This is a genomic window from Thalassospira lucentensis MCCC 1A00383 = DSM 14000, assembly GCF_000421265.1.
Taxonomy (GTDB): Bacteria; Pseudomonadota; Alphaproteobacteria; order Rhodospirillales; family Thalassospiraceae; genus Thalassospira; species Thalassospira lucentensis.
On record NZ_ATWN01000012.1, the window covers coordinates 40,284 to 62,439 of the forward strand.

At 53.0% G+C, this 22,156-nt stretch carries 18 protein-coding genes; 13 read left to right on the forward strand and 5 right to left on the reverse strand.

What is annotated here, in order from left to right:
* Nucleotides 1-12 precede the first annotated feature (12 nt).
* The 11 genes from tldD to K355_RS0120640 all read left to right on the forward strand — a co-directional run bounded on the left by tldD (nt 13) and on the right by K355_RS0120640 (nt 15,295).
* Nucleotides 13-1,446, forward strand: a complete 1,434-nt coding sequence (gene tldD, locus K355_RS0120590) for a metalloprotease TldD (RefSeq protein WP_022734059.1) — start codon at nt 13-15, stop codon at nt 1,444-1,446.
* A gap of 314 nt (nt 1,447-1,760) precedes the next feature.
* The gene (locus tag K355_RS0120595) at nt 1,761-3,170 is read left to right on the forward strand and encodes a tetratricopeptide repeat protein (RefSeq protein ID WP_245562985.1); all 1,410 of its coding nucleotides are present in this window, start codon (nt 1,761-1,763) and stop codon (nt 3,168-3,170) included.
* Nucleotides 3,171-3,172: 2 nt separating this feature from the next.
* Nucleotides 3,173-4,603 (forward strand): FecR family protein, encoded by a 1,431-nt coding sequence (locus K355_RS0120600; protein ID WP_022734061.1) that lies wholly within the window; start codon nt 3,173-3,175, stop codon nt 4,601-4,603.
* Nucleotides 4,604-4,625: 22 nt separating this feature from the next.
* On the forward strand, nt 4,626-6,917 hold the full coding sequence (locus K355_RS0120605) for a CHASE2 domain-containing protein (protein ID WP_022734062.1): 2,292 nt from the start codon (nt 4,626-4,628) through the stop codon (nt 6,915-6,917).
* A gap of 100 nt (nt 6,918-7,017) precedes the next feature.
* Complete coding sequence (locus K355_RS0120610; RefSeq protein ID WP_022734063.1) at nt 7,018-8,040, forward strand: threonine aldolase family protein; 1,023 nt, start codon at nt 7,018-7,020, stop codon at nt 8,038-8,040.
* Between the two features lie 140 nt (nt 8,041-8,180).
* On the forward strand, nt 8,181-9,200 hold the full coding sequence (locus K355_RS0120615) for a threonine aldolase family protein (RefSeq protein ID WP_022734064.1): 1,020 nt from the start codon (nt 8,181-8,183) through the stop codon (nt 9,198-9,200).
* Between the two features lie 407 nt (nt 9,201-9,607).
* The gene (locus tag K355_RS0120620) at nt 9,608-11,215 is read left to right on the forward strand and encodes an ABC transporter substrate-binding protein (protein WP_022734065.1); all 1,608 of its coding nucleotides are present in this window, start codon (nt 9,608-9,610) and stop codon (nt 11,213-11,215) included.
* Between the two features lie 121 nt (nt 11,216-11,336).
* Complete coding sequence (locus tag K355_RS0120625) at nt 11,337-12,347, forward strand: ABC transporter permease subunit (RefSeq protein WP_022734066.1); 1,011 nt, start codon at nt 11,337-11,339, stop codon at nt 12,345-12,347.
* Between the two features lie 12 nt (nt 12,348-12,359).
* Nucleotides 12,360-13,283 carry an ABC transporter permease subunit gene (locus tag K355_RS0120630; RefSeq protein ID WP_022734067.1) on the forward strand — a complete coding sequence of 308 codons (924 nt, stop codon included), beginning with the start codon at nt 12,360-12,362 and terminating at the stop codon, nt 13,281-13,283.
* Nucleotides 13,284-13,286: 3 nt separating this feature from the next.
* Complete coding sequence (gene dppD / locus K355_RS0120635) at nt 13,287-14,300, forward strand: dipeptide ABC transporter ATP-binding protein (RefSeq protein ID WP_022734068.1); 1,014 nt, start codon at nt 13,287-13,289, stop codon at nt 14,298-14,300.
* Nucleotides 14,300-15,295, forward strand: a complete 996-nt coding sequence (locus K355_RS0120640; RefSeq protein ID WP_022734069.1) for a peptide ABC transporter ATP-binding protein — start codon at nt 14,300-14,302, stop codon at nt 15,293-15,295. The genes dppD and K355_RS0120640 overlap by 1 nt, the downstream gene beginning before the upstream one ends.
* Before the next feature lie 123 nt (nt 15,296-15,418).
* On the opposite strand, the gene K355_RS0120645 is transcribed toward K355_RS0120640, so the two are convergent.
* Complete coding sequence (locus K355_RS0120645; RefSeq protein WP_022734070.1) at nt 15,419-16,075, reverse strand: LysE family translocator; 657 nt, start codon at nt 16,073-16,075, stop codon at nt 15,419-15,421.
* A gap of 286 nt (nt 16,076-16,361) precedes the next feature.
* Here K355_RS0120645 and K355_RS24600 point away from each other — a divergent pair, with 286 nt between their 5' ends.
* The gene (locus K355_RS24600; RefSeq protein WP_022734071.1) at nt 16,362-18,272 is read left to right on the forward strand and encodes an FAD-dependent oxidoreductase; all 1,911 of its coding nucleotides are present in this window, start codon (nt 16,362-16,364) and stop codon (nt 18,270-18,272) included.
* 47 nt (nt 18,273-18,319) lie between these two features.
* Here the strand turns inward: K355_RS24600 and K355_RS0120655 are convergent, their stop codons facing one another.
* From K355_RS0120655 to K355_RS0120665, 3 genes are all read right to left on the reverse strand, one after another.
* On the reverse strand, nt 18,320-18,823 hold the full coding sequence (locus tag K355_RS0120655) for a cupin domain-containing protein (RefSeq protein ID WP_022734072.1): 504 nt from the start codon (nt 18,821-18,823) through the stop codon (nt 18,320-18,322).
* Nucleotides 18,824-18,936: 113 nt separating this feature from the next.
* Complete coding sequence (locus tag K355_RS0120660) at nt 18,937-19,458, reverse strand: copper chaperone PCu(A)C (protein WP_028791817.1); 522 nt, start codon at nt 19,456-19,458, stop codon at nt 18,937-18,939.
* A gap of 66 nt (nt 19,459-19,524) precedes the next feature.
* The gene (locus K355_RS0120665; RefSeq protein WP_147250400.1) at nt 19,525-19,989 is read right to left on the reverse strand and encodes a DUF2946 family protein; all 465 of its coding nucleotides are present in this window, start codon (nt 19,987-19,989) and stop codon (nt 19,525-19,527) included.
* A gap of 95 nt (nt 19,990-20,084) precedes the next feature.
* On the opposite strand from K355_RS0120665, the gene K355_RS0120670 reads away from it, so the two are divergent.
* Nucleotides 20,085-20,564: a DUF2867 domain-containing protein gene (locus K355_RS0120670; RefSeq protein WP_022734075.1), complete on the forward strand. Its 480-nt coding sequence runs from the start codon at nt 20,085-20,087 to the stop codon at nt 20,562-20,564.
* Between the two features lie 66 nt (nt 20,565-20,630).
* Here K355_RS0120670 and fumC read toward each other — a convergent pair whose 3' ends face one another.
* The gene (fumC, locus tag K355_RS0120675) at nt 20,631-22,022 is read right to left on the reverse strand and encodes a class II fumarate hydratase (protein ID WP_022734076.1); all 1,392 of its coding nucleotides are present in this window, start codon (nt 22,020-22,022) and stop codon (nt 20,631-20,633) included.
* Nucleotides 22,023-22,156: the final 134 nt, after the last annotated feature.

Here is a 22,156-nt window from a genome sequence, read left to right on the forward strand (position 1 = left end):
CAAGGAGGTTTCATGACCGATCTTCGCACCACCGACAATCTGTTTTTCGCCAAAGGTGATCTTGATCGCGAACGGCTTGAAAATCAGGTCAATGACGCGCTTGGCGCAGCAGAAGACGGGGAACTGTTTTTGGAATACCGCCAGTCTGAAAGTCTGGTCTGGGATGATGGCCGCCTGCGCAGTGCCAATTTTGATACCGCACAGGGGTTTGGCCTGCGCGCTGTTGCCGACGAAGCCACCGCGTTTTCGCACTCCAACGAACTCTCGAATGACGCAGTTGCCCGGGCTGCCGAAACCGTTAAGGCAGTTGGACAAGGGCGCTCCGGCAAAGTCGATCTTGGATCGATTGGTACCAATATATCGCTGTATTCGGATGTGAACCCGCTGGGTGAGGCAACGTTTGAGGCCAAAGTTGACCTTCTGGCACAGATTGATGCCTATGCCCGATCACGCGATCCGCGCGTAGCCCAAGTATCCGCATCGATTTCGGGTAACTGGCAAGCGGTACAAATCTGGCGTTCTGGCGGCCAGCGCATTGGCGATATTCGCCCATTGGTGCGGTTCAACGTGTCGGTTGTCGTCAAACAGGGCGACCGAATGGAATCGGGTTCCCACGGTGAAGGCGGGCGGATTGGCTATGACGGTTTCTTTGACGAGAAAACCTGGAAATCCGCCGTGGACGAAGCGCTGCGTCAGGCCGTCGTGAACCTTGAATCCGTCGCCGCACCGGCGGGTGAAATGACTGTGGTGCTCGGTCCGGGCTGGCCGGGGATTTTGCTGCATGAGGCCATCGGTCACGGGCTTGAAGGTGATTTCAATCGTAAAGGCACCTCGGCCTTTGCCGGTCTGTTGGGGCAGCGCATTGCGTCCCCGGGCGTTACGGTTGTTGATGATGGCACCATCCATGATCGTCGCGGGTCGCTTTCGATTGATGATGAAGGCACCCCGACACAGCAAACCGTTCTGATCGAAGATGGTATCCTTAAAGGCTTTATGCAGGACCGATTGAATGCACGTTTAACCGGGGTTAAATCCACCGGCAATGGCCGCCGTCAATCTTATGCTCACGCACCAATGCCCCGCATGACCAACACCTATATGCTCGGCGGCGATAAAGACCCTGCTGAAATACTGGCATCGGTCAAAAACGGTATCTATGCCGTCAACTTTGCTGGCGGACAGGTTGATATCACATCGGGCAAGTTCGTGTTTTCCGCATCCGAGGCCTATTTGATCGAAAATGGCAAACTTGGCGCCCCGGTCAAGGGTGCGACCCTGATTGGTAATGGCCCCGACAGCCTGACCAAGGTCTCCATGGTTGGCAACGACATGAAACTTGATAATGGCATCGGGACATGCGGCAAGGACGGTCAGGGCGTTCCTGTGGGTGTCGGCCAACCGACCCTGCGCATTGACGGCCTGACCGTGGGCGGAACGGCGGTATAAGCCGCCTCCCCTCCCGAACAGGGGAATACCCTATTTCCATACAGACAACTTATCCTATTGTATGATGATACTATGCTGATCATCACGAGGACACCAATCGGGCGCATGGCTTACATCATGCGCCCGTACCTCATAATCTGTCTAAAGTAGATTCAAAAAGATTTCGGATGCAGTCTGCCGGGTTTCGACACCTGAGCACCTTGCATTCGACCGGTTGGGAGACCGGAAAAATCTGCGAGATTTTGGGGGATAACTTGAAGACAAGCCGATCGCGGCACGGCACAGCATTATTGGCTGTGCTCGGGGTCTTGATAATGGGGATAACCGGTGCCGATGCGCAACAAGGCGTCGATGTGCGCACCGACGAGGCACGTCAGTTTTCCACTGATTTTGACCGGCTTACCGATGTTACCGAACGCGCGAACCGTCTGCTTAAGACCGATGATGGCGGCGACATCACCTATGGCGACATTCTGGCCAATCCTGATGACATTGTTTTGAATTTCCGCTGGGCCAAGGCGCAACTTGGGCGCGGTGATGTGCGCGGCGCATCGGCCACCCTTGAACGTATTCTGGTTCTTGATCCGGACCTTGCACCTGTGCGTTTGTATTACGCGATTGTCCTGTATCGCCTTGACAGTCTTGATGAAGCGCGTGCGCAGTTTGATCGCCTAAGGGGGATGAACGTATCACCAGAAGTTGCTGCCGATATTGATCGGTATATCTCAGCCATTGAACGCCGTCGCAAACGCCTGCGGCAGGCCATTACCTTGACACTGGGCAGTCAGATCGACAGCAACCGAAATGCCGCCGCATCAGACAAGGAACAGTTGGTAACCGGAACATTGACGCAAATCACGTCGAGTTCGGACAAACCAACCAATGACATCGCCTATATCGGGGCTTTGCGCTATGATCTGAGCTACGACCTTGGCTATCAGGAAGGTCATGAAATCTTTGCCAGTATGACCGGCTATGCCAGTGATCAGGTGCAACTGGACTCCCTTGATCTTGGATCGTTTTCGGTTGATGCCGGGGCGCGTATTCGCGGCGGATATTGGGTTTTGACACCATCGGTCAACCAAACCGCACAATCGCTTTCCAAGGAAAAGTACCTGACATCGCGCACGGGTCGACTGCGCCTTGATTGGAACCCGCGCCCGTTCTTTAATTTGAACGGTGATATCAGCTATTCTGACGAACGCTATCAAAACACCTCTGAGTCCAGCGCACTGCGTCTGCATTCCGGGCAACGCTATGGCACACGACTTGGTGGTAACTACACGTGGACACCTAATAACCGCACCACGGTTAATCTTTTTGCGGGTGAAAAAGACGCTGCGCGCACCTATTATAGTTATGACAGCTTGAGCGGCGAGCTGATCCATGCTTATCTATTTGGCGGGGGAAGTTACATAAGCGGAAGTATCCGCCATGGTATTGATCGTTATCGCGACCCGGATTTTCTGGTGACCGGCAATTCGCCGCAACACCGAACGGATCGCAGCACACGGACAAGATTGACCTATGGCGCACCACTTTCGCAATTACTGCCGTCTGATTTGTTTGGGGATAGCAAAGCGGCAGATCAGGTATACAGCTTTTTGGCACCGATCAATTGGTCCATCACGGGTGAATATCTGAACACAAAATCAAACATTCCCAATTACGAATATCACAATGCCCGGGCGCAGTTTTATCTGACCCGGCGATGGGAGTTCTAGGAATGCCAGACCATGTAACCACCACCCGTTCCAACCGTTACCTTACGCGATGGATGAAAACGTTTGCAGTGGGCAGTACCCTTGCGCTCTGCATGTCACTAACGGCACCGGCAAAAGCCGACCTTAACGCCGAAATGGCCGGTGTTTCTGCGGCGGTGACCGGGGAAGTTATCCTCGCCAAATCGGCGGGCGAAATCGGCACGTTGGTTGAAAGTGGCATGCCGGTTTATCTCGGGGACCGCATTACCACATCGCCCAATGCCGGGATGCAAATCCTGCTGCTGGACGAGACGGTTTTTACCATTGGCCCGAACAGCGACATTGCAATTGATGAATTCGTCTATGACCCGGTAACCGGCGATGGCCGTATTGTGGCCGACATGGCGCGCGGAGTGATGCGCTTTGTCACGGGTAAAATCCCACTCAACAATCCGGCCAGCATGGACATCAACCTTCCGGTTGGCTCCATCGGCATTCGCGGCACCATTGGCCTGATCAGGTCGGTCTCCGCCGAGCAAGCCAATCAAATCATGCCCGGCACATTTGATACATCCAGCCCGGATGGCGCCAATCAGCAGATTTTCATGGCGGTCAACCAGGGGCCGGGGCTGTCGCGCAATGACACCACATCGCGCCCCGGCGCCTTTGCCGTATCCGATCAGACCGGCAACAGCGAAAACATCACCGGTGAGAATTTCGGCGTCTTTGTCAGCAACTCGGTTGTGACTGAACCGGCGCGTTTTCCAATCGTTGTCGCAACTTATGACTTTTCGGCCAATCTTGTAAGGACAGCGTCGCGCCGGACTACGAGCGACAGTGCCGGAACCTCGAGTATCGCCACCGGGAACCAGCAACCAAGCCTAACATCGGGACAATTCCGTCAGGCCGACACCCAGACAGGCTCGACCATGGCAGGAACGCTTGATGTTGCGATGGCACAGGCCAGTTCTACCAGTTCAGCATCCAATCAGATCGAAGTTGCTTCGATTCTTAACAATGCTGAAAACACCGATGCAACCAGTACAGCAGATTCTGCATATACTTTGGATGCAATGAGTCAAGTATCGCTGAGTAGTCCTACAATTACAGGAAGCACAACCGCAGCAAACGGGTCATTATCCTATAATTTTAATGCGTCCGTAAACTTTGCTTCACGCGCTCTCAATATCCAATTCACCTCGATTAAAGATAGTGGGGCCGATTTGACCAATGCAGTTGGGTCCGCCGAGATTTTGGGCTTCGACTTTACAAGTCGATCTGGTGCGGCTGCATTTAGTGGAACAGATTTTAATTATGGTGGTGGTTGCACCACCAACGCTTCCGCCGCAGGATGTAGTGCCAGCGCAACATTTAAGGATCTCAACAATATTGATTTTGAACTTACAACAAACGCCGAACCAACTGGTGCTTCGGGGTCGACACCTCTGAACTAATAATGTCAAAGCATCCAGATACATGCGTCTGAGTAAATCGCGCCTTTTGGCCGGACTGCATTATGCGATCCCCTTGGCCGTCCTGCTGACCTGCATTTTTATGCGGTGGCAGGATGTGCCGTTTGTTGATCAGTTGCGCCTGAGCGTTTTTGATACCTATCATCGCATTTCACCACGGACTTACGAAGATGTCGGGGTGCGGATTGTTGATATTGACGAGCGCAGCCTTGAGGAACTTGGTCAATGGCCGTGGCCGCGTACCCGGTTGGCTGGACTTCTATACCGTTTGCGGTCAGCTGGCGCGCAGGTTGTCGGGTTTGACATTGTGTTTGCCGAACCCGACCGAACATCCCCCGCCCGTGTTGTCAACGATTGGCCATCGGGTCCGGACACCGACAAAATCAAGGCTCTGGCCGATAACCTTCCCGATCATGATGCGCTATTTGCCCAGTTCATTCGTGGCACGGGACAGGTGGTTACTGCCATCCAGCTGACCACCAAGAAAATCGATAAGTTGCCGCGCCAGATCGGCAATTTCAGCGTTTCAGGCGAGGCCGGACGCACACTTTCCGATTTTATTCCGGTGCTGCCCGGGGCGGCAAAAAATCTTGATGCAATTGAGGATGCAGCCAGTGGCAACGCATTGGTCAATGTATCGCCCGAACAGGATGGCATTGTCCGCCGGGTACCATTGCTCGCCGCCATTGATCATGAACTTCCCGCTATTGGTATGCCGGTATATCCCACACTATCGATGGAAATGTTGCGGGTGCTGCAAGATGCACCGCGCACCATGAATGTGCGAATGTCAGGCGCAAGTGGCAGCGAACGCTGGACACAATCACAGGGGATTGAGGCCATCCGGGTTGGCGCAGTTACCATTCCGACCGATCATGCCGGACACATGTGGGTGCATTTCACAGGCCATCAGACGGATCGGTATATTTCCTCAGCCGACGTTATGAATGACGCGCTGCCCACCGGCAGCCTGCAAAACAAAGTTGTTCTGGTCGGAACAAGTGCGGCTGGGCTTCTTGATTTGCGGTCCACGCCGCTTGACCGGGTTTTACCCGGTGTGGAAGTTCATGCCGAGATGCTTGAACAAATGATCCTTGAACATTTTCTAACCCGCCCCTATTGGGCGGCAGAGGCCGAAACCATTGCCTTATTGATACTCGGTCTATTTTTTGTTCTGGCCGTCCCACGTCTGGGTGCAATTTGGCCCGCGGTCATTGGCAGCAGCTTAGCGCTTGGCGCAATCACCTTTTCCTGGTGGGCCTATAGTAGCCAATTGTTGCTGATTGATCCGGCCTATCCACTGATCAGTCTTTTGGCAGTATATCTTGCGACCAGTTCAATCGGCTTTATGCGCACCGAAGGCGAACGGCGACAAGTCAGGTCAGCCTTCGCCAACTATTTATCCCCGGCACTGGTCGAACAGCTTGCCCGTCACCCCGATCGCCTAAAACTTGGCGGGGAAACCCGTGACATGACCTTGATGTTTTGTGATGTGCGTGGATTTACCGCAATTTCCGAAGGGTTCAAATCCAATCCGCAAGGCTTAACCCGCCTGATCAACCGGCTTCTGACCCCGCTTACCGACTGTATCCTTCGGCGTGAGGGCACGATTGATAAATACATGGGCGACTGCATCATGGCATTCTGGAATGCGCCGCTTGATGTGGAAAACCATGCTCATCAAGCCTGCGAAAGCGCACTTGCCATGCGCCGCGCACTTGATGAACTCAATATCGAACGCCAAACCGAAGCGACAAATGAAAACAGCCCGTTTTTGCCGCTAAATGTCGGGATCGGGATAAATTGCGGAGACTGTCTTGTTGGCAACATGGGGTCTGATCAGCGGTTTGATTATTCGGTTCTGGGGGATGCGGTCAATCTGGCATCGCGTCTTGAGGGACAGTCAAAAAACTATGGCGTTGACATCGTTCTGGGCGAAGCCATCGCGAAACGCGTTGAAGAAGATTTTGCCATTCTCGAACTTGATCTGATTGCGGTAAAAGGCAAAAGCGAAGCGGTTCATATTCACGCACTTTTGGGCGATGCACGCTTGCAAAACTCGGATGGTTTTGCCTTGCACCGTAACGCACATCAAAACATGATAAATGCATACCGTGCCCAGAATTGGGACGAGGCAAAGGCCTTGCTTGATCAATGCCGCGAAATGTCGTGCACCACTGACAACTCTGGGCCACTCGACGGACTTTATGTTCTTTATGAGGAGCGCATCCGCCTCTTCCGTGCAACACCGCCGCCCACCGACTGGAACGGTGTTTTTGTTGCGATCAGCAAATAGTGCCTCTTGCCATGTTGTCGAAATCACAACACTCTGCTGAAGGCCAACCGTTCCAGCCCCACCAGAAGACCACCGCCACCAAAGCGACAAAGAGGATTTGATGAACTTCTCATCTGACAATGTTTCGCCGATCTGCCCCGAAATCCTGTCTGCCATCGCAGCCGAAAGTGAAAGTGCCGCCCTGCCCTATGGCGCGGATGACAAAAGTCAGCAGCTTGATGCCGCCTTTTCCGAGCTGTTTGGAACCGAGGTCGCGGTTGTTCCGGTGGCAACCGGCACGGCGGCAAACCTGATTGGTCTTTCGGGTCTGGTGTCACCGTTTGGCGGGGTGGTTTGCCACCACCGCGCCCATATCAATATGACGGAATCAACTGGGGTGGCATTCTATGGCGGAGGAACAAAGCTTTTGGGACTTGATGGCCCATCGGCAAAGATCGAGGCGGCGACACTTGATAGCTTTTTGACCGCACACAGCCCTAATGGCATGCATTCGGTTGATCCGGAATGTGTCGCCATTACCCAGACCACCGAGTTCGGTACAGTTTATACTGTTAATGAGGTCCATGCGATTGGCTCGGTATGTCAGAAACACGACATGCGACTGTTCATGGATGGTGCACGGTTTGCCAACGCGGTTGCTGCCCTTGAATGCCATCCAGCCGATATCACGTGGAAGGCTGGCGTTGATGTGTTGAGTTTTGGGGCGACCAAAAACGGCGCTTTGGCGGTGGATGCGATTATCCTGTTTGACCCGGAATTGCGCCGTCATACAGAAAAAAGCCGCAAGCGCGGTGGGCATCTGTTTTCCAAGCACCGTTACCTTGCCGCACAGCTTCTGGCCTATGTGCAAGATGACCTTTGGCTGCGTAATGCGCGCCATGCCAATGATGCGGCAATGACCTTGATGGACAGCCTGCAATCGCTTGGTGCGAAGGCGGCCTTCGCACCACAGGGCAATGAGCTGTTTATTCATATGAATGACGATCTAGCCAAAACGCTCCGCGATGCCGGAATTGTTTTTCGCCCGTGGGCATCTATTGGCCCGGATGCATATCGCTTTGTCTGTGCTTGGAACAGCCCCACAGATTTGATCCGGGACCTTGGCAAAACAATCGCTGGCTAAGACGGGTCCATTTTCAAACAAAGGCCACCCTACGCACATGCCAGCCCCATTGCCTTCTTCAATGATTGCGTGTGATAACGTCGTTCATAAACACAAACGGCCCATCCGCTGTTGCCACCAAGATATATGCGAGAAAACCGATGAATTTTGCGTCTGATAACGTAACGCCCTTTTGCCCCGAGATCCTCGCTGCCCTTACCCAAGAAGGTAAAGACAACGCCCCGGCATATGGTGGTGACGATATCAGTCAGCAACTTGATACCGCCTTTTCCCAACTGTTTGACACCGACGTTAAAGTCATTCCGGTCGCAACAGGGACGGCAGCAAATTGCATCAGCCTATCCGCCCTTGTATCGCCCTATGGCGGGGTGATTTGCCATCACGAGGCCCATATCAACGAAGACGAAAGTACCGGCGTTGCGTTCTTTACCGGCGGGGCGAAGCTTTTGCCAATGGATGGCCCGACCGCAAAGATCGAGGCCGACGCCCTTGACCGTTTCATCGCCGGACAGGCAAATCGCGGCGTGCATTCGGTGGCCCCGGAATGCGTTGCCATCACACAGGCCAGCGAACTGGGCACGGTTTACAGCGTTGAAGAAGCCCACGCGATTGGCGATGTGTGCAAAAAGCATGGATTACGCCTGTTTATGGATGGAGCCCGGTTTGCCAATGCAGTTGCGCATCTGGGCTGTCACCCGGCCGATATCACATGGAAGGCCGGGGTGGACGCCATCAGTTTTGGCGCGACCAAGAACGGCGCGATGGCCGTTGATGCGATTGTGCTGTTTGACAACAACCTGAAAACCCGCGTTGAGCAGGCCCGCAAACGCAGTGGACATTTGCATTCCAAGCACCGGTACCTTGCGACCCAGCTTCTGGCTTATGTTAAAAACGATGTTTGGCTGAAAAATGCGGGCCATGCCAACGATGCGGCAACAGTTCTTGCCGATATTCTGTGCCAGCACGGTGCCACACTTGCCCATCCGTCAGACGGCAATGAACTGTTCGTCCATCTTGACACCGATCTTGCCGAGAAACTTCGTGCGGCTGGTGTTCAATTTCATCCATGGCCGTCGCTTGGTTCAACTGTTTATCGTTTTGTCGCAGCATGGAGCACGGATATCGCGCAAGTCCACGAACTTAATGCACGCATAAGTTAGTTTCTGGTGCTTGCGGGGGACGTTATTCAAACGAATCATTGAAATTCAATGGGATATGAATCGTTTGAAACCACATCTCCAACACGTGATATTCGCGTTTCCCCGCCTAAGCCCCGAAAAAAATGCACACCTCCCATACGCAAATGCGGGGGTGATTTTCATAAAAATAACAAACACTTGACATAAATTCATCATTCAAGGGGCTTGCCTTATCTACGTAGAACCACGCAGCAAGCGTTGACGATACCTAGAAACCCTGATTATTTTCCCTCGTCGATTACCAACATAGAGTGTTGTTGGATCGGGTAACCCCGTCCGTTCCAATGCGCACACTGCCAAGCATGACTTTCAACAAGATCATGTGGTGTGTGCCATTGTGTTCGGGCCAGCCTTGAGGGAGGCATTTAATGAAAGCGAATTTCGTCAAAGCGGCGATTGGTGCAGGTCTGCTTGCAGCGACCGCACTTGCTGCTCCGACTGCTGCTTCGGCAAAAACCTTGGTATATTGTTCGGAAGGTAGCCCGGAAGGCTTCAACCCGTCGCTTTACACCGCAGGCACCACCTTCGACGCCTCCTCGCGTCAGGTCTTTAACCGTCTGGTACAGTTCAAGCGCGGCACCACCACCATCGTTCCGGGTCTTGCGACCAGCTGGGACGTGTCGGCTGATGGTCAGGAATACACCTTTAACCTGCGTAAAGGCGTCAAGTTCCATACCACCGATGCCTTCACCCCGACCCGTGATTTCAATGCTGATGACGTGATCTTTACCTTCATGCGTCAGTTTGACAAAAATCACCCGTACCATGGTGTTTCAGGCGGCTCGTACGAGTACTTCAACGGCATGTCCATGCCGGACCTGATCAAAGACATCGTCAAAGTTGATGATTACACTGTCAAATTCGTTCTGAACCGTCCGGAAGCCCCGTTCATCGCCAATATGGCCATGGATTTTGCATCCGTTCTGTCGGGTGAATATGCTGACAAAATGATGGAAGCAGGCACGCCTGAAAATGTTGACCTCAATCCGGTTGGCACAGGTCCGTTCCAGTTGGTTCAGTACCAAAAAGATGCGGTTATCCGTTACAAAGCATTCCCGGAATACTGGGAAGGCAAAGCGGCAATCGACAATCTGATCTTTGCCATTACGCCTGACAGCACGGTTCGTTATCAGAAGCTGAAAGCGGGCGAATGCCATGTCATGCCTTATCCGAACCCGGCTGACCTGACCGCGATGGATACCGACAAAGACATCACCCTGCTGAGCCAGGAAGGTCTGAACGTTGGTTATCTTGGCTATAACACCGAGAAAGAACCGTTCACCGATGTGAAGGTTCGTAAAGCACTGACCATGGCGATCAACAAAGACGCCATCATCGAAGGTGTTTATCAGGGTGCTGGTTCGGCTGCGAAAAACCCGATCCCGCCAACGATCTGGTCTTACAACAACGATACCGTTGATGATCCCTACGATCCGGAAGCTGCCAAAGCCATGCTGGCAGAAGCTGGTTACCCGGACGGGTTCAAAACCGATATCTGGGCCATGCCGGTTCAGCGTCCTTACAACCCGAATGCACGTCGTATGGCTGAACTGATTCAGGCTGACTGGGCGAAAATTGGTGTTCAGGCCGAAATCGTTTCCTATGAGTGGGGTGAATACCTTGAGCGCACCAAGAACGGTGAACAGGGTACCTTCATGCTCGGTTGGACCGGCGATAACGGCGACCCCGATAACTTCCTCGCAGTGCTTCTCGGCTGTGACGCGGTTGGTGGTTCGAACCGCGCTCGTTTCTGTAACGACGAATTCGAACAGCTGATCCAGCAGGCAAAAACCACTTCGGACGTTCTTGAGCGTACCCGTCTGTACGAAGAAGCTCAGGTTGTCTTCAAACGTGAAGCGCCTTGGGCAACCATCGCACACTCGATCGTTTTCGAACCGATCCGTAACGAAGTTGTCGACTACAAGATTGATCCGTTTGGTGGTCACATCTTCTATGGTGTCGACATCAAAGAATAAGACGCACCAAAACCTTGTCGAAGAGGCCCGGACTTCCGGGCCTCTTTGCAATTCCGCAAAATAGAGAGAGACGTCCACCCACAACCCTACCTGTGCGTGGATGCAATAAAGGCCCGATGGCATGCTAGGTTTCCTTTTACGCCGTTTGGGTGACGTCATACCCACCTTCTTTGGCGTTACCATTCTGGTGTTTCTGATGATCCACCTGATCCCAAGCGACCCGATCCAGATGATGGCGGGTGAACGCGGCGTTGATCCCGCACGTTACGCCGAACTGCAAAAGGAATTCGGCTTTGATAAGCCGCTTGTGGTTCAGTATTTCAATTATCTCGGCGGCGTATTGCAGGGCGATCTGGGTAAATCCTTTGTCACCAAACGCCCGGTGATTGAGGAATTCGCAACCCTGTTCCCGGCAACCATCGAGCTAAGTGTGATGGGCATATTGTTTGCCGTCATAATCGGCCTGCCTCTTGGGGTAATAGCAGCAATAAACAGGGGGAAATGGCTGGACCATCTGACGATGAGCCTGTCGTTAACCGGCTACTCGATGCCAATCTTCTGGTGGGCATTGCTGCTGATCATGTTCTTTTCGACAACCCTTGGCTGGACTCCAGTATCCGGACGTTTGTCGGTCTTTTATTATATCGAACCCACTACGGGCTTCATGCTGATCGATACGTTGCTGAGCGATGAAAAAGGTGCGTTTACCAGTGCGCTGAGCCACTTGATCCTGCCGACCATAGCACTGGGCACCATTCCCATGGCGGTGATCGCACGTATGACACGGTCATCAATGCTCGAAGTTCTGGGCGAGGAATATATTCGCGTCGCACGCGCCAAGGGCTTAACCCCCATGCGCGTCATCATGGTCCATGCCCTGCGCAATGCACTGATCCCGGTGATCACGGTCATTGGCCTTCAGGTGGGTGTACTGTTTGCCGGTGCGATCCTGACCGAAACCATCTTTTCGTGGCCCGGCATTGGCAAATGGATTGTCGAAGCGCTAAACCGTCGCGATTACCCGACCATTCAGGGTGGCATTTTGATGATTGCCTTTGTCGTGATGGGTGTGAACCTGTTTGTTGATCTGATGTATGGGGTGATCAATCCCCGTATCCGGCATAAACGTTAAGGAGCGCGGGACATGACAAGTCAAAACACGCCGTCGACCGCGCCGCAAAATGCCGCAGACGACACCATGAGCAAGCCACCAAGTCCGTTCATGGAAACATGGAACTATTTCCGTAAAAACCGCGGGGCTTACGTCGGATTGATCGTTATTGCGATCATCCTGTTTGTCGCCGCGTTCGCGACCTTTATCTCCCCCTATGATCCAATTATGCAGGACCGCTCCGCGTTCCTCAAACCACCAATCTGGATGGAAGGAGCCGATCCGCGCTATATCCTTGGCACCGATGCGGTGGGCCGCGATATTTTGTCGCGCCTGATCCATGGGGCACAGCTTTCAGTTTCCATTGGTGTTTTTGTGGTCATCATATCGATGGTCGCCGGGATCATGCTTGGCGTGACGGCCGGGTATTTCCGCGGCTGGATCGAAGTCGCCATCATGCGCATGATGGATACCATGCTGGCCCTCCCAAGCCTGATCATGGCGATGGCGATTGTCGCCATCCTCGGTCCGGGACTTGAAAATGCCATGCTGGCCATCGCGATTGTGCAGCTCCCGCACTATGTTCGTTTGTCGCGTGCATCGGTGGTGACGGAGCTTAACAAGGAATATGTTATCGCGTCCCAGATCGCCGGAGCCGGGCATATGCGCCAGATGTTTATCAACATCCTGCCCAACTGCATGGCACCGCTAATTGTTCAGGGGACACTTGGTATTTCCAGCGCCATTCTTGATGCTGCGGCCCTTGGCTTTCTGGGTCTTGGTGCGCAGCCACCGCTGCCTGAATGGGGTACCATGCTGGCCGAAGCCCGCGAATTTGTTGGCTCCGCCTGGTGGGTGATCACCTTCCCCGGTCTTTGCATCCTCGTCACCGTGCTAGCCTTCAACCTGATGGGTGATGGTCTGCGCGATGCCCTTGATCCTAAAATGAAGCGGTAAGTTATGGCTCTTCTCGAAGTTAAAAACCTGACAGTCGAGTTCGGCTCCGAAGACAAGCCGTTTCGTGCTGTTGATTCAGTAAGCTACTCGGTTGATCGCGGAGAAGTCCTTGGCATCGTCGGTGAATCGGGCTCTGGTAAGTCTGTGTCGTCGCTTGCGATTATGGGGCTGATCGATTTTCCCGGTCGCGTGACCGCAGACAGCCTGACCTTTGATGGTCAGGACCTGCTCAAGATGCCCGCCAAGAAACGCCGCGCGATTACGGGCAAAGACATCGCCATGATCTTTCAGGATCCGATGTCGGCCCTTAATCCATGCTTTACGGTTGAAGCCCAAATCATGGAGGCCCTTAAGGTCCATGAAGGCGGCAACAAAAAGCAGCGTCGTGAACGGACACTTGATCTGCTTAATCAGGTCGGCATTCCCGATCCGAAGTCACGCATGACCGCCTATCCGCATCAATTGTCGGGCGGCATGAGCCAGCGTATCGTCATTGCCATGGCGATTGCCTGTCAGCCGCGCCTTCTGATTGCCGATGAGCCGACCACGGCATTGGATGTCACCATTCAGGCCCAGATCATTGACCTTCTGCTTAAATTGCAGGACGACAGCGATATGGGACTGCTTTTGATCACCCATGACCTTGCCTTGGTGTCAGAAGCGGCCAACCGCATTCAGGTCATGTATGCCGGTCAACTGTTTGAAAGTGGGCCGGCCGACAGCATTTTTGCAGCACCGCGTCATCCCTATACGCAGGCCCTGCTTGAAGCATTGCCAGAACGTTCAACAGGCAATGACCGGCTGAGCACAATCCCCGGCGTGGTTCCGGGTCAGTATGACCGCCCGAAAGGCTGTTTGCTGGCACCGCGTTGCCGTTATGCCAATGATCACTGCATACAGGATCGTCCGGAAGTCACCGACTTTAACGGACGTGATGTCCGGTGTTTCTATCCACTGAATGACCAAGGCCAACCGACGGGTCAAGCCACCGGCCAAACTGCCGGGGAGACAGTATAATGAGCTTTCTCGATACCAAACCCGGTGTTCCGTTGCTGGAATCCGATGATCTTGTCCGCCACTACGATGTTAATCGTGGCCTTGGCAAACCCAGTGCCACGGTCAAGGCACTTGATGGCGTTTCCTTTACGCTTGAAGCTCAAAAGACTTTGGCCGTTGTTGGGGAATCTGGCTGCGGCAAATCGACCCTTGGCCGTCAGTTGACCCTGATTGAAAAGCCAAGTGCCGGACAGCTTAAAATCAATGGTGAGGCTGTCGGTGATCTTTCCGACAAAGACGCCAAGATGTTCCGTCGCACGGTTCAGATGATTTTCCAGAACCCGTATGGGTCGCTGAACCCGCGCAAAAAAGTCGGTCAGATCCTGGGCGAGCCCGTCTTGCTCAATATGGATCACCTTGGCCGCAAGGAACGTGAAGAACGGGTGCGCGATACCATGGCCAAGGTTGGCCTGCGCCCTGAGTTCTATGGCCGCTATCCACATATGTTTTCGGGTGGGCAGCGTCAACGCATCTCGATTGCGCGTGCGCTGATTTTGGAACCGAAAGTCATCGTAGCCGATGAACCGGTTTCCGCCCTTGACGTGTCGGTGCAGGCACAGGTTCTCAACCTGATGATGGACCTGCAGGAAGAGATGAATGTCGCCTATGTTTTCATCTCGCACGATCTTTCTGTTGTCAGACATATTGCAGATGACGTCATGGTGATGTATCTCGGTCGCGTCGCCGAAAAAGGACCGACCGAAGAAATCTTTGCCAAGCCATTACACCCCTATACACGGGCACTTTTGGCATCGGCGCCAAAGATCGACCCGGCACAACGCGTGAAGGCAGAACCGCTTACCGGTGAGCTGCCTTCGCCGATTAACCCGCCATCGGGCTGTGCGTTTCATAAACGCTGCCCGTTCGCCAACGAACATTGTGCACAGGTCCGCCCGGAACTGCGCATGTTCGAAGGCCGAGAGGTGGCGTGCCATCGGGTCGAAGAAATCGCCTGACAACAGGTGATCGCCCGGATGGCCAAACAGGTTTTCCGGGTAGACAAGGGAGCAAGGGGGCGCGCTGTAACCAGCTGCGCCCCTGCGCATTTTAGGGGTGTTTTCGCAATACTGCCGGAATGATCAGACCGCGCTTCGTGACCGGCTGGTAAAGGCAAGCAAGACACCCGCTGCCATCAGTAACGAACCGCTGATACGGTTTAGCCAGCGCATATGGCGTGCTGAACGGATCACGCCTTTGACCTGACCACCGATCAACCCGTAGCCCAGCAAAACTGTGCCTTCAAGTGCGATAAAGGTCGCCCCCATCACGGCAAACTGCCCACCATAGGCCACATCAGGTGCCAAAAATTGCGGGAAAAGGGCGGTGAAGAACAGGATCGCTTTTGGATTACCGATGGCGGTGAAGAATTCCGTGCGCGCCAAAGTCATCGCACCGGGATAGGGCATCAGGGCTTCAGCCGTGCCATCAGAACCGTTGTCCTTTCCTTCCGATACTTTGGCAAACCAGCTTTTAAGGCCAAGATAGACCAGATAAATCGCCCCGCCCCATTTGATAATCCCAAAGGCAATCTCACTTGCACCCAAAACAATGCCAAGCCCCATTGCCGTCACCGTAATCATCAAGGCAAAGGCAATCAGCCGACCAATCCCGCCCACAGCCGCCGCAGACACACCGTGACGCGCGCCGTTAAACATCGCCAGAAGGTTATTGGGCCCAGGGGCGATTGACACAAAGAATGTCGTACCTATGAATAAAAGCCATGTTTCAAGCTGCATAGAGATATTCCTATTCGTGCGAAATCGTCAACGGCATATGCTATTTAGTCGATGATAAATCAGCATGTCACGACTATCCTCAGCGTGTCCAGAACACCTATCGCTTTTGCGACACATGTCAGGTCGGAATGTGAACGCAAAGCTCTAGTCACACCCATGCAAGAGCAACTCAAGATTTTTATTTGACGATGCTATACAATTAGAGAGGGATCTATTCTTAATAGTATATTCTCATATTACCCTTTTTGAGTTGAAATGAGAGATCACTTCAAAAGGGGGAAAAGCGATGTCTGGCTCAAAATACACTTTCTCGCGACGTACATTGTTAAAAGGTATGACAGCGTTGGCTGGCGCATATGCTGCGCCCTCTTTGTTGACAGGTTTTCGCATAGCTAATGCTGCCTACCAAACCACGATGCCCGATTTGCCGCCGGATTTCGGTAAAGGAAAATCTGTCGCCATCATTGGCGCTGGGGTTGCGGGGTTGACCGCAGCCTACAAATTAGCCAACGCCGGTTTCAAAGTTGCAGTGCTTGAAGCCGACGACCGCTACGGCGGTAGAAGTCTTACGGCACGTCCTGAAAATACGCAGTATAAAGAATGGTGGTTTAGCCAATATCCGGATGCGAATCTGTTTCCAGAAATGTATGCCGACAGTTATCAGGAGCGATCAGAAAGCCCGGCGTCAGACTTACAAACCTGTACCTTCATGGATAAAGAATGGAAGAGTTCAGGTTATCAGGGCGATCCGGTTGAGTTATTCCTCAATGCTGGGCCAGGTCGCATTCCGTCCAATCATGTCAATCTGATTGCCTTGTGCCAAGAGATTGGTGTGGACTTGGAGACCTATATTTTCCAGTCGATGTCCAATCTGATGCAAAGCCCTACTTACAACAATGGCAAACCCGCGCCGATGGGAGATGTAACCTACAACCTTTATGGCGAAATGGCGGAGATGATGTATACCGCCATTCAAGAAGGGTGCATGCTGCAGGGTAAGACGCTCTCTACCGACGAAAAAAAGCAGCTTGAAAATCTCTATCAGCTGTTTGGCGATCTTAGCGAAAACGGCCAATTCGAGGGCAGCACAAGGGGGGGCTATGAAAAAATACCGGGGGGCTGGAACGACGGGGGTAAAACACGCTCGCAAATCAGCCTGGATGACATCCTTGCTTCACAGTTCATTGGCGATGCCGATGCTAATCCCGAACTCTCGCCAGGATCATTCCTGTTTAATAATTTTAATATCGATTGGCAGCCAACATTGATGCAGCCAGTTGGCGGTATGGATAGAATTTGGCAACAGCTTTTGTTGCAAAAAGTCCCAACGAGTGCGCTTCACGAAACGATTAACAGTTACCGTGACGGAGCACAAAGTGACACGCGCGTTGGCGACTTAGTGACTTTAGGTTTAGCAGCGGAATTTATCGATGTTGGAAAAGATTCTGTTAGCCTCAAATTCTTAGTTGGGTTCCCCGACTATTCTCCCAAAATTGAGAAATTGGATTTCGATTTTTGCATATCAACGATTGCACCTTCGCTGTTGAAAAAAATCCTCGGCGAACAAAATCTTCCATCTGAATTTATACTTGGCCTTGGAAACTTCTCGAAAACCGGAGAATGGGGGGCGAATGATCCAACCCCGAACCTTTGGACGCCCGCGATTAAAGTCGGCTGGCAAGGGACTGAACGGTTCTGGGAAACCGAAGACGAAATTTATGGCGGAATTTCATGGACAACCGATGATATCGGACAAATCTGGTATCCATCCGAAGACTTCACTGCACATACTGGCATTCTGACCGGAGCCTATAACCGAGGTGGAAAAGCCGCCGAGTATGCCCAACAAAACAATCAGAAACGTTTGGAAACAGCCCGTAAAGGTCTCGCCCTATTGCACCCAGGAGACGCTGACAAAGTCGATCATGGCATGTCGATTGCCTGGCAATATATGCCCCATCAAGTCGGCGGATGGGCGTCGGATACCGCGCTTGAAAATCCCGAAGTGTATAAACAGATCACAACATTTGCCAAAGACAGCCGGTTTTACTGCGCAGGCGACACCTGGAGTTACCTACCAGGTTGGCAGGAAGGTGCGGTTGCATCCGCTTATTGCGCGATTAATGCCATCGCACGGACAATTGACCCGACCAACAATGCGTTTTCGGCCAGCGCGTGCTTTGCTGGAAGCAAATAATTTCCAGATGCAAAAAGGGACTGCAAACAAATGCAGCCCCAACTTAATCAGTCGCGCGTCAAGGCCGCAATCATATCAGATGCTGTGGGCCATTTCGCAGTAAGTGCCGTGCGAGTACCCATGGAGAAATCGGAAAAATCAAAACCCGGTGCGACGGTGCAGCCCAAAAGCGCGAATTTGCCGCCCGGTTTGAGGCGTCCCCCCTGCCAGACATTTTTCGGCACAACCATTTGCGGGGTTTGCCCGGCCAAAAGGTCGGTTCCGATTTCAACATGCTTATGCGTGCCGTCTTCAAACAGTTGAAGCTGTTCAACCGCATCACCAAGGTAATGATGGAAAATCTCGTCACTGGTCAGGATGTGCATGCCTGAAAATGTATCAGGGGTCAGAAGGTAGTAAATCGCCGTTCCCGTACTGCGCACACCCAGATAGCGGTTGCCCGGATTACAGGTTTCAAAGGATCGAAATGTTTCGGCGTAATAACCGCCTTCGGGATGAGGTTGCAGGCCGAGTTTTGCGATCAGGTCGTCAATCGTGATGGCATCTGGCATGGCGTACTTCCCTTTAATCAACGGCATTTATTTCCCGACATCATGACGAAAAAAGGGGAAAGGCGCAAACCTTCCCCCTGATATATTCAGCCCGACTTGATGGGGTCACACACCTAGTTGGTTTTGTGATCCATCTTGTCATGGTCCATTTCGCCGTGGTTCATCTCGCCATGATCCATGTCGCCCATGCCTGCCGGTCCCTTGGCAAGCGGACCAAGCACATTGATCATCACCGGCACATCACCCGCTTTTTCAAATTCAAGCGTCACCTTTATCATTTCGCCTTCGGCAAGCGGCTTTTTCAGGCCCATCAGCATGACGTGATAGCTGCCCGGTTTGAACATGACATTGCCATGCATCAGCACTTCAATTCCGCCTTCGACCTGGCGCATCTTCATGACGTTATTGGCCATGATGTGGGTATGCAGCTCAGTTTTTTCCGCCAAATCACTGCGTACGCCAACAACCCGATCCGCATCACCGTGATTAACCACCTCAAGGAAGGCAACGCCATTGCGCACCTGACCAAGCGATGCTTTGGACCATGCGTCCTTGATTTCAATATCCGCAGCAAAGGCGCTGGAAACAACAAACAGCGATGTGATGGTCGCAATAACAGCAAACAGTTTTTTCATGGATTTCATCCGTCTTTTGGCCTGCAACACACAGGTCCGATTTCATAAATTGGCTTTGTTTTGAAATCAGACGGAAAGTGGTGGCGCGCGCGAATGACGTATGCGCGGGATTTCATGCCCTGCGGCGGCCCCGATCGCATCGGTATAGGTGATGAGGCCGATCTTTGACATCGGAGCAATGTCAGGCACACCCAAATCAACAAACACACCATGATGGGTCGCACAAAGGGAACAGAACCCATGGGCCGCATTGCTTTTGTCGTCTTGCGTCGGCGGGGCATCACCACTGAGCGATACAGCCCGAATACCATCGGGGGTGCAGATCAGCAGAAGATCACTGCCGGGTGCGGCCTGCGCGCCAGAAACGCCAATCCCCTGCCCGCCAAGAAGTGCCGGGATAAAGCCCGATTGCGTGACACCGGCCAGCAAAACAACACACACCATGCCCCAGACCTGAAGCAAACGGCTTAAAGGTCGGGCACAACTGGCACTATGTGAACAGGCAAAAACAGGCATATCCCTGATATGCACGATATAGCGTCCCCTCGCAATGACATTGATCATTGTAAAGCCATCGCAAACACATGATCATGGCCGCGCTAAGATAAAGCGATTGGAACCCCACCATGCATACATATGCAATTGCCAATCCCGTCACTCTGCCACACCCAGCACTGCCAGATGCGGATTGGGCGGACAGTTTTGCCATCACCACATCAGACACGGGCATCACCCCTGAAATTGCCGCGCAAAAGATCATGCAATCCCGACCGGTCTGGGTCTCTCGATTGATGCAAATTCGCGATCTCGCTATGCGACCATTCGGCTTAAAGCCCGGCGTAAATGACCCTGAAAACCCCGACATTATTGGAATTTTTCCCGTGATCGCACGGGCAGATAACTCAATCACTCTTGGGCTGAACGACAAGCATCTTGATTTCCGACTTGTGATTGAAATTGATCATGTCGCAGGGGGGAGGACCGCGATACGCGCCATCACGGCCGTAAAACGCCACAATATTCTTGGCCAAGCGTATTTGGCGACCATAACGCCGTTCCACCGCAAGATTGTGCCTGCGATGCTCAATGCGGCCTATGGCCTTTAAGCTCTGACAACAAGGGCCGGACAGATATCTGTCCGGCCCTTGATCAAAAAAGCAATACCTGCGCGATCAGGTCATGTCACGCGCCTGAACCAGTTCATCGAATTTGTCCCTATCAAGGAAGCCAAGTGCGATGGTTGCTTCTTTCAGGCTACTACGATCCTTATGCGCCTTTTTGGCAACGGCAGCAGCATTGTCATAGCCAATATGCGGCGCCAAGGCCGTCACCAGCATCAGGCTTTGTTCGACATAGTGATCGATCTTTTCCTGATCGGCTTCCAACCCGGCAATGCAATTATCGGCAAAGCTTGCGGACGCATCGGCAATCAAGCGGATCGATTGCAGCAGGTTATAAATGATCACGGGTTTAAACACATTGAGATCAAGATGCCCGTTCGATCCACCAACCGTAACCGCAACATGATTGCCGATAACCTGCGCGCAGACCATGGTCAGGGCCTCCGCCTGCGTCGGGTTGACCTTGCCCGGCATGATGGAGGACCCCGGTTCGTTGGCCGGTAGGACCAATTCACCCAACCCGCAACGCGGGCCCGATCCCAACAGACGAATGTCATTGCCGATTTTCATCAACGACGTCGCCAGAACATTCATCACACCCGACATTTCGACACAGGCGTCATGGGCGGCCAACGCTTCGAACTTGTTTTGGACGGTTTCAAACGCAATGCCGGTAATGTCGGATGTCTGCTTGGCAAATTCGACATCAAAGCCCTTTGGCGCATTCAGCCCGGTGCCCAATGCGGTCCCGCCCTGTGCGAGTTTACGTAAACGTTTCATCGCATCATCAATGCGATCCAGACCAAGTTCAATTTGCATGGCATAGCCGGAAAATTCCTGCCCCAGTGTCAGGGGTACGGCATCCTGCATATGGGTTCGGCCAATTTTGACGATATCGGCGAACGCTTTTTCCTTGGCTTCAAGGGTACTGCGCAGATGCTTTAACGCCGGTTTGAGGGTTTCTTCAATCTCAACCACGGCCGCAATATGCATGGCCGCCGGGAAACTGTCGTTCGATGATTGCCCACGGTTCACATGGTCATTGGGATGGACAGGATCACGCAGCCCCATCGGTTTACCAAGGATTTCACAGGCTCGGTTTGCGATCACTTCGTTGGTGTTCATGTTGGTCTGGGTACCCGACCCGGTTTGCCAGACAACCAATGGAAAATGATCCAGCAACTTGCCATCAGCAACTTCGCGCGCCGCCGTTTCAATCGCACTTGCAAGCTCCCCGTCCAGATTTCCAAGCGCGACATTGGCCCGTGCTGCGGCAAGTTTTTGAATACCGAACGCCTTGATCAACGCGTCTGGCATCCGCTCCCCGCCAATGCGGAAATTCTGGGTGGAACGCTGTGTTTGCGCCCCCCAATACCGGTCTGCGGGCACATCAATGGCCCCCATGGTATCTTGCTCGGTACGGGTGGTCACTTGATTGGTCACGATAGAAATCCTCCGTGTCAGAAAACAAACTGACCGGGGCGGGAAACCCGGCACGGCAATCCTCTGGGTACTGCCATTTGGGGAATATGGTCTGGAACCTACCGTAACGCAAATCCGATTGAGACCAATTCTTA

Excerpts from the sequence above, each read along its gene's own strand:
- K355_RS0120615 (WP_022734064.1), top strand. The coding sequence starts at position 8,181 with ATGAATTTTGCGTCTGATAACGTAACGCCCTTTTGCCCCGAGATCCTC.
- K355_RS0120645 (WP_022734070.1), bottom strand. The coding sequence starts at position 16,075 with ATGCAGCTTGAAACATGGCTTTTATTCATAGGTACGACATTCTTTGTG.
- K355_RS0120655 (WP_022734072.1), bottom strand. The coding sequence starts at position 18,823 with ATGCCAGATGCCATCACGATTGACGACCTGATCGCAAAACTCGGCCTG.
- K355_RS0120670 (WP_022734075.1), top strand. The coding sequence starts at position 20,085 with ATGCATACATATGCAATTGCCAATCCCGTCACTCTGCCACACCCAGCA.
- K355_RS0120630 (WP_022734067.1), top strand. The coding sequence starts at position 12,360 with ATGACAAGTCAAAACACGCCGTCGACCGCGCCGCAAAATGCCGCAGAC.
- K355_RS0120625 (WP_022734066.1), top strand. The coding sequence starts at position 11,337 with ATGCTAGGTTTCCTTTTACGCCGTTTGGGTGACGTCATACCCACCTTC.
- K355_RS0120595 (WP_245562985.1), top strand. The coding sequence starts at position 1,761 with ATGGGGATAACCGGTGCCGATGCGCAACAAGGCGTCGATGTGCGCACC.
- K355_RS24600 (WP_022734071.1), top strand. The coding sequence starts at position 16,362 with ATGTCTGGCTCAAAATACACTTTCTCGCGACGTACATTGTTAAAAGGT.
- K355_RS0120605 (WP_022734062.1), top strand. The coding sequence starts at position 4,626 with ATGCGTCTGAGTAAATCGCGCCTTTTGGCCGGACTGCATTATGCGATC.
- K355_RS0120660 (WP_028791817.1), bottom strand. The coding sequence starts at position 19,458 with ATGAAAAAACTGTTTGCTGTTATTGCGACCATCACATCGCTGTTTGTT.
- dppD (WP_022734068.1), top strand. The coding sequence starts at position 13,287 with ATGGCTCTTCTCGAAGTTAAAAACCTGACAGTCGAGTTCGGCTCCGAA.
- K355_RS0120600 (WP_022734061.1), top strand. The coding sequence starts at position 3,173 with ATGCCAGACCATGTAACCACCACCCGTTCCAACCGTTACCTTACGCGA.
- K355_RS0120610 (WP_022734063.1), top strand. The coding sequence starts at position 7,018 with ATGAACTTCTCATCTGACAATGTTTCGCCGATCTGCCCCGAAATCCTG.
- K355_RS0120640 (WP_022734069.1), top strand. The coding sequence starts at position 14,300 with ATGAGCTTTCTCGATACCAAACCCGGTGTTCCGTTGCTGGAATCCGAT.
- K355_RS0120620 (WP_022734065.1), top strand. The coding sequence starts at position 9,608 with ATGAAAGCGAATTTCGTCAAAGCGGCGATTGGTGCAGGTCTGCTTGCA.
- tldD (WP_022734059.1), top strand. The coding sequence starts at position 13 with ATGACCGATCTTCGCACCACCGACAATCTGTTTTTCGCCAAAGGTGAT.